Source organism: Paenibacillus kobensis NBRC 15729, assembly GCF_004000825.1.
GTDB classification, from domain to species: domain Bacteria; phylum Bacillota; class Bacilli; order Paenibacillales; family Paenibacillaceae; genus Paenibacillus_T; species Paenibacillus_T kobensis.
The window spans coordinates 1-6,945 of sequence record NZ_BILZ01000110.1; the positions used below are offsets into that span (position 1 = coordinate 1).

Here is a 6,945-nt window from a genome sequence, read left to right on the forward strand (position 1 = left end):
TTTAAATGCTAAGGTGGCGGGCGATTCACGATTTAAGAGCCTTCAGAGGACACCTATTTAAACGAGAGGCAGACGGCTGGGCGTATAAGATACCTCGCACATTGTGCCTATTGGTCGAGCCATGTATAATGCAATCGTAATCGTCGGTTGGTCCGCTCCGCATCCTGCATGAGCACTTAGCCCAGGGCGGCTGTCGACTTCGTGCGATTAACTAATCCCTGAAGGAGCATCCCATGTTTCTTTCTATATTCCTGTTCATCCTAGCCGGGATCGCGGAAATCGGCGGAGGCTACATGGTGTGGCTATGGCTGCGGGAGACGAGACCCGCTTGGTATGGCATCGTCGGAAGCGTCATTCTGATCGCCTACGGCGTCATCCCGACATGGCAGAACTTCCCGTCGTTCGGCCGCGTGTACGCTGCTTACGGCGGCGTATTCATTGTACTCGCCGTCCTGTGGGGCTGGCTGATCGATAAGAAATCGCCGGATTTATATGATTGGATCGGCGCTGCCATATGCCTCGTCGGCGTATCGGTTATGCTGTGGGCGCCGCGAGGCTAACCTCGCTTCACGCACGCCGACCGTACAGCAGAGCCCGGTTCCCGGCGAGCATCCGAGCAACAGCAAGAAGACTGCCCCGAATCGGAGCAGCCTTCTCCTTGCCGCATCTGCACAACTCTACCCAGCGTCCCCGTCAACTTCAATCGTGCAAAACATTCCCCGTGCCGGCCGATCCGATACCGGCCTCACTTCCATCCCCGTCCAGCGCCCGGATCGAGCGAATTCGAGAGGTTAACGCCGCAACGAGCACGACGAACAGTCCCGCGATAATAAACAGCAGACCGATTCCACGGCCCGGGCCGACGCCGATGATTGAACCGATCGTCGATTCGAGCGCGCCGCCTTCTTCAAGCAGCGGATTGAACACATGATCGGCCAAGTAGCCTGCCAAGCTGTAAGCGACGATAAAGCCGAGTTGCGAGAGGATGCCGATAATGCCCCATACGCGTCCTTGCTTCTCGTTCGGAATGTTCTTGCGGACGAGCACATCGGCGCTCGTATTGACGAATGGGAGCGAGCCGAGAAACAGGAAGCCTGCCGCGATAATAAAATATATATTCGTCGACAAGCCGATCAGCGAGAATGCCAAGCCGGATAAAATAAGACCCGCCACAAGCATGAGCGTATACTTCTTCGTCATCTTGAACATCCCGATCAACAAACTGCTGATGAGCATGCCGATCGCACTGACCGACTGGAACGTTCCGAGCGTCTTCGCGCCTGCGAACGATAAAATCATTGGACCGATCAGCGTTTCCAGAAAGCCCAAGTAGAACGTAATGACCGAGATGATCGTCACGAGCAGCAGCACGCCCCGATTCGTCCGAATCGCGAGCCACCCTTCCTTCAGCTCCGCCGTCCAGGATTGACCTGCGCCTTCTCCCTTATTGACCTTCATGCCTTGCCGAATGACGAGCACAGCGGCAATGGCAACCAAATAGGTCGCGATGTTCACGATCAGAATCGTCTCGATGGTCGTCACGCTGAGCAAAATGCCTGCAATAATGGGCGATAACAGAAACTTCGACGACTCGGCGAGCTGCACAAGCCCGCTTCCCTTCGCGAACTGTTCCTCCGTCAGCAAGTCGGTCGCCGACGCTTTGTAGGCGGGACTTTGCAGCGCGGAGAAGATCGAGCTGAACGCGACGCCGACGTAAATATGCCATAGATGCAGGTCGCCCGCCAGCATGATTGCCAGTATAAAGGCAAGTCCCAGCGCAGCGCCGAGGTCGCCGATCATCATCATAAGGCGCCGGTCGAACCGGTCCGCGAGCACGCCGCCGATCGGCCGGAGCATAATGTTCGGCAGGAACGTAAACAGCGTAATTAGCGCGACGCTCGTGGCCAGATTCGTCTTATCGAAGGCATAGACGCCGAGCGAGAAGGCCGTCAATCCGATGCCGATCGTCGAGATGAACTGTCCGGCCCAGACGATGAGAAACTTGCCGAACGATTGCTGTCCGATTGTCTCCATGCACGCAATCCCCTTCCGTTAGAAGCCCATCCCTGTCAACCAACCGCTCAGTTCGCTCTCCCGGGCTTTCAGATCATCCTTCTCCTTCGCATACTTGCCAATATGGCGGTCGCCTACCAGCCTTCCGTCCATCATGAACAGCACGCGCTCCGATCTTGCCGCTACCTTCACGTCATGCGTCACGAGCAGAATGGTCGTACCCGCCGCATGAATATCGCCCAATATATCCATAATTTCATCCGTCGTCCGCGAGTTCAATGCGCCGGTCGGCTCATCGCCGAACAAGATTTCCGGATCGTTGATCAGCGCCCTGCAGATCGCCACTCGCTGCAGTTGTCCTCCGGACGCTTGCGTAATGTCATGAGCGGCTAATTGTTCAATGCCCGTCCGCTTCATCAACTCGCCGGCCCGGCCGTTAATCGATTCCCGGCTGCTTTTCTTCGCCAGATAGGCGGACAGCACGATGTTGTCGAGCATGTTCATATTTTTGAGCAAGTGGATATGTTGGAAGATGAACCCCATCTTGTTCAGCCGCAGCGAAGCCAGCTCCTTCTCCGGGTATGCCGATATTTCGTCTCCGCCAAAATAAACACTGCCGGAACTCACCTTATCCATACCGCTGATGTTATAGAGAAGCGTCGATTTGCCAGAGCCGGATGGCCCCATGACAGAAACGAATTCACCTTTCTGCAACTTCAAATTAATATCCTTCAATATGCTCTGCTGTTCATTCTGATTGACCGTATAATACTTATTGACGTCCTTCGCTTCCAGAATCGTAACCATGGCCGCAGCCTCCTTATTCCACAATCGTCTTCGATATGTTGGATTGTTTAATCGAATTGATGCTTACCAGCGTTGTCACCGCGACCACCGCCGCGAGCAACGCCGGGCACAACACGTAGGCATAGACCGGGTTCACGATAAACGTAATCTGCGACGCTCCGAAGAACGACATAATGCCGCCGATCAGCAGTTGCCCCGCCGTATTGGACAATATCGTTCCAGCCGCAATGCCGACGAAGAGAACGAGCAGCGCCATCGTCACATACTTGATCTTGATCCTCGACAAGGCGAATCCAAGACTTCGCAGTACCGCAATCTGGGCGTTATCCTTCACGACAAGCATACGCAAGAACAGTGATGTAATCAGGATGGAGACGCAGACCGCGATAACAAGCGACAGCACAGTCACCAGCTTCAACTGGCTGATCGTTCCGCCGAGCGTCTGGTTCAGGTAGCCCTTCAGATCGGTTACTTTGGCCGGGTAGAACGCCTTCTCGTACTCCGCAATCTTATCTGGAATAGCCCCTTCGTCCTTCACGTCCATGCTGACGACATACCATAACACTTCATCTCCGTTGTACGGCAGTACAGCCTTCGCCGTCCTTCCGCCGTTCGTCACGTCTTGATAGACGCCGCTGACCTTCATCGTCTTGTCGCGGCTGCCCACTGTCATGATGAGTGTATCTCCCGTATGCTTGCCCATCTCTTTGCTGTTCACGTAAGACAACGCAATCTCGTCATCCTTCGAGGGAGCGGAGCCATTCAAGTAATCGAGCGGGAATATCGAGAAGTCGCCCGTTTCCACGCTAAGATTGTCATAAGCACCTTCTTCATTCAACACTTTGAACTGGCTCGTGACGAGCGGTGAATATTGCGCAATGTCCGGGTCATGGCTCACACGGTCGACCAATTCCCGATAACGGCTCTCGACATCGTCGGAATATCTCAGATCGATGCGGATGTCGCTCTGCCCTACACCCATATACGATATAAAACTCGGCGATTGAATTGTGTTGAGGAAGTTGACCGGCACAATAATGATAAATGAACTGACTATGAAGACGAACAGCAGCAGCCGGAACATGGAGAGCCGCTGCATCACATCCTTCAAGCCCAGAAATACCGGAACGGGCAGCAGCCGGTTGCGGACAAGCGACAGCCGGTTCGCACGCACCTTCGTATCGCCCATACTGCCTGTGCGCAGCCCTTCGACAGCGGATATCCGCTTGAATCTCCGAAGGACAAGACTGCAGAAGAAAACGACCATGACGAATATTACGGCAACAGCCGCAAGCGGGACCGCATAATGCATCGGCGTCTTCGGCGCTTCGCCGATATAGAGCATAATATTAGCGGTAAAGAGACGGTTGACGAGGAAGGAGACGGCATAACCGGCAATGGACGCCCCCGCAGCCATCAACATATATTTGGACAAATACAATCTCTTAATATGCTTCTGGCTAATGCCAATCGCTTTCAAGACGCTAATCTCGCGATAATCCTCTTCGATCGTAGCCAGCATCGTAAACCGAATGCATAGGATGGCGATCACGTTCAAGATCAAGCTGACGAGAATGACGACCGCAGCTACGACTCCGTCCGTTAAGGCGTTCAACGTTTTGAACAGCGAGTAGTCGACCGCCGGACCTTTCTTCGGCAGACCGGACGCCTGATATTCGCTTGTGAAAGCGCCGACGCTTGCGAGACTGTCCAGCCGGAACTCGATCAAATATTCAGCTTCCCCCGCATTGCTCTTCAGCGAATCGTAATCGGCTTGGCTGAGCACGAACCTTTTGGAATGAATAATAGAGGGATTCATCTGGGCATCGCGCACGAAATCTACGATTCGATACGATCGCTTGAACTTCCCGTCGTCGATTCGGATCGTGTCGCCAATCTTCAAATCTCTTGCTTGCTTATAATATACGGGCACGGCTACCTCGCCGTCTTGAACATGGATGATCTGGCTGTCCAGATTCAATAAATAATCGAATGCTTCATTCTGCACCACCATGTCGATATCCATAACACTGCTCTTCTCGGACTCGGCGCCCATGAACATGTTCGAGCCGTCAACGTTCACCATCTCAACGACCTGGTGCTGTACGACCTTGCCGTTTGCTTCCGACCAACTGCCGATCCGGTCCACTTCTTCTTGGCTCAACTCACCCGAATGAAGCTGCACGAAGTGCGGCGTCTTCGCCTCTTGGAACAAATGATTGATCGATCTCGTCAGCTCGATAATCATGTTGGTACCGGATGAGACGAGCAGGGCAGACAGCAGGATAAATATAAAGAGGACTAGATGAATGCCTTTCTTTCTCTTGAAATCGTTGTTCATCATACGCAATAACATGAACGGCTAGTGCTCCCTTCCTATCAAATGCTTTTACGGCGCAAAAAAAAAACGAGCAATCCATTCCTCTTAATCGCCCGATCCATATATAAACAATGATAACAGAATGGTCAAAATATACCAACTATGTAATTTCAAATAAAAGACCGATTCCAAGGGACTGCGCCCTAAGAATCGGTCTTTTTACTAAATCCTATCAATCAGTTGATTACCAGTTGTTCCCCGCGCCCTTCGTTACGGTAAAGTTCGGACTGCGGTCCGCGCCATAGACGGCTTGAACACCAGGGTTGTTGATCTTCACGTTCGTGAAGGTTGCCCCGCCGACGACCGGTCCTTGGCCGGCTTCCGCGCTGACGACGAACTTGATGCCGTAGCGTGCCGGATTGTTGATGTTAATATTCTCGAATCGAATGTTGGACATGGCGAGATTTTCAGGCGACTTCGTCTGGAACATCAGACCGAAGTAGACTGAATTGTTGATGTCCACATTTTTCACCAAAATGTTCTTCAGCGCCCGGTCCCCGCCGAAAATCCAGATCGCGCCGAAGTTCTGATAGTCGTTGATTTTGTCGTCGGCACCGACGCTGGTCCAGAAGTCGCCGCCCGTCCGGTCGAGCGTAATGCCGTCGAACACCGTGTCCTTATCGCCGAAGCCGAGTGTATTGTAGCCGAAGCTCAAGCTGCTGATCGTCAGCCCCGGATACGTGAGCGTATCCGCTCCGTACAGATTTTGATACAAGTTATCCGAACCGCCGTAAGCCGCGAACGCAGCAGCACGTCTTACGTTGACTGCCGTCAAGTTCGTGTACTTGTTGCCTACGTTGTACGAACCGCCTGCATCGATCGCACTGAACAGAGCAAAGGAGTCGTCGCCCGTTCCGCGTGCATAGTTGTTGTCGATGATGTTGTAGGAAGAACCGTTCGTCATGTTGATGCCGTCGGCGAACGTGTTCTTGATCCGGTTATCGCGGAACGTGTTGTAGGAAGAGTTAACGCCCCAGTACAGACAGACGAAGTGCTCTGCCCAAATGTTCTGAATCGTCACGTTCTGCATGCCGTTGCCATCGATGAATTTGCCAGGTCCGTCCACCCTGTACACGTAGTTGCCCCATGCGGACAGGTCGCGGATCGTCGAGCCGTTCGCCGTCGACGCAATGTTGAAGCCGACGTCCGTATTCGACTGGCTCTTAGGAGCGACGAGCTTCGTATGCCACGGACCTGCACCGATAATCTCCGTTGCGCGGCCGTAGATGAAGATTTTGGAGTTGATCTCCCACTCGCCGGCAGGGATAAAGATCCCTTTCTTCGTGGAATCTTGTCTGAACTCGTTCAGCGCCTGCTCGATCGACTTCGTCGAGGACACCTGCACGTATTTAGCCGGGTCCGGATTAGAAGCGGCAGGAGCTACGTTCTCCGTCTCAAGCAAGTCGATATAGATCCAAGGCACGTCGCCGGCATCCTTCTGGATCTTGATCTTCGTACCAGCCGGATACACCTGGTCCAGCATCAATTGAGAATCTTCATAGAGCCAGTATGCTTTCGAGCCTGAGTTGTCATAACCGAGGCGGCCAAGCGTGCTTGGCGTTGCATACAGGTAAGAGAACTTGGACGTGACGTTGAATTTGCCTTTGTTAACGCCGTTCGCGTAGATCGTAACCGTACCGTTCGTATTTTCCGCCACCGCGTTACGCAGGACAAATGCATTGGCAGGCGCACTCAACGTGAACTCGACATACTCGCCGCTCGCGTCGAGATAGACAGCAGAGCGG

At 53.3% G+C, this 6,945-nt stretch carries 4 protein-coding genes and 1 pseudogene; 1 reads left to right on the plus strand and 4 read right to left on the minus strand.

Going from position 1 to position 6,945, the window contains the following annotated elements; genetic code table 11:
- Positions 1–233: 233 nt before the first annotated feature.
- Entirely contained in the window at positions 234–560 is a 327-nt protein-coding gene (locus PKO01S_RS27995) for a YnfA family protein (RefSeq protein WP_127534728.1), read from the plus strand.
- Positions 561–699: 139 nt separating this feature from the next.
- Here the strand turns inward: PKO01S_RS27995 and PKO01S_RS28000 are convergent, their stop codons facing one another.
- The 4 genes and pseudogenes from PKO01S_RS28000 to PKO01S_RS28015 form a co-directional block, all read right to left on the minus strand.
- Complete coding sequence (locus PKO01S_RS28000) at positions 700–2,034, minus strand: MFS transporter (protein ID WP_127534729.1); 1,335 nt, start codon at positions 2,032–2,034, stop codon at positions 700–702.
- An 18-nt stretch (positions 2,035–2,052) separates the two neighbouring features.
- The gene (locus PKO01S_RS28005; protein WP_127534730.1) at positions 2,053–2,820 is read right to left on the minus strand and encodes an ABC transporter ATP-binding protein; all 768 of its coding nucleotides are present in this window, start codon (positions 2,818–2,820) and stop codon (positions 2,053–2,055) included.
- Positions 2,821–2,833: 13 nt separating this feature from the next.
- Positions 2,834–5,176 (minus strand): ABC transporter permease, encoded by a 2,343-nt coding sequence (locus tag PKO01S_RS28010; protein WP_127534731.1) that lies wholly within the window; start codon positions 5,174–5,176, stop codon positions 2,834–2,836.
- Positions 5,177–5,384: 208 nt separating this feature from the next.
- Positions 5,385–6,945, minus strand: a pseudogene (locus PKO01S_RS28015) (glycosyl hydrolase); the annotation flags it as partial.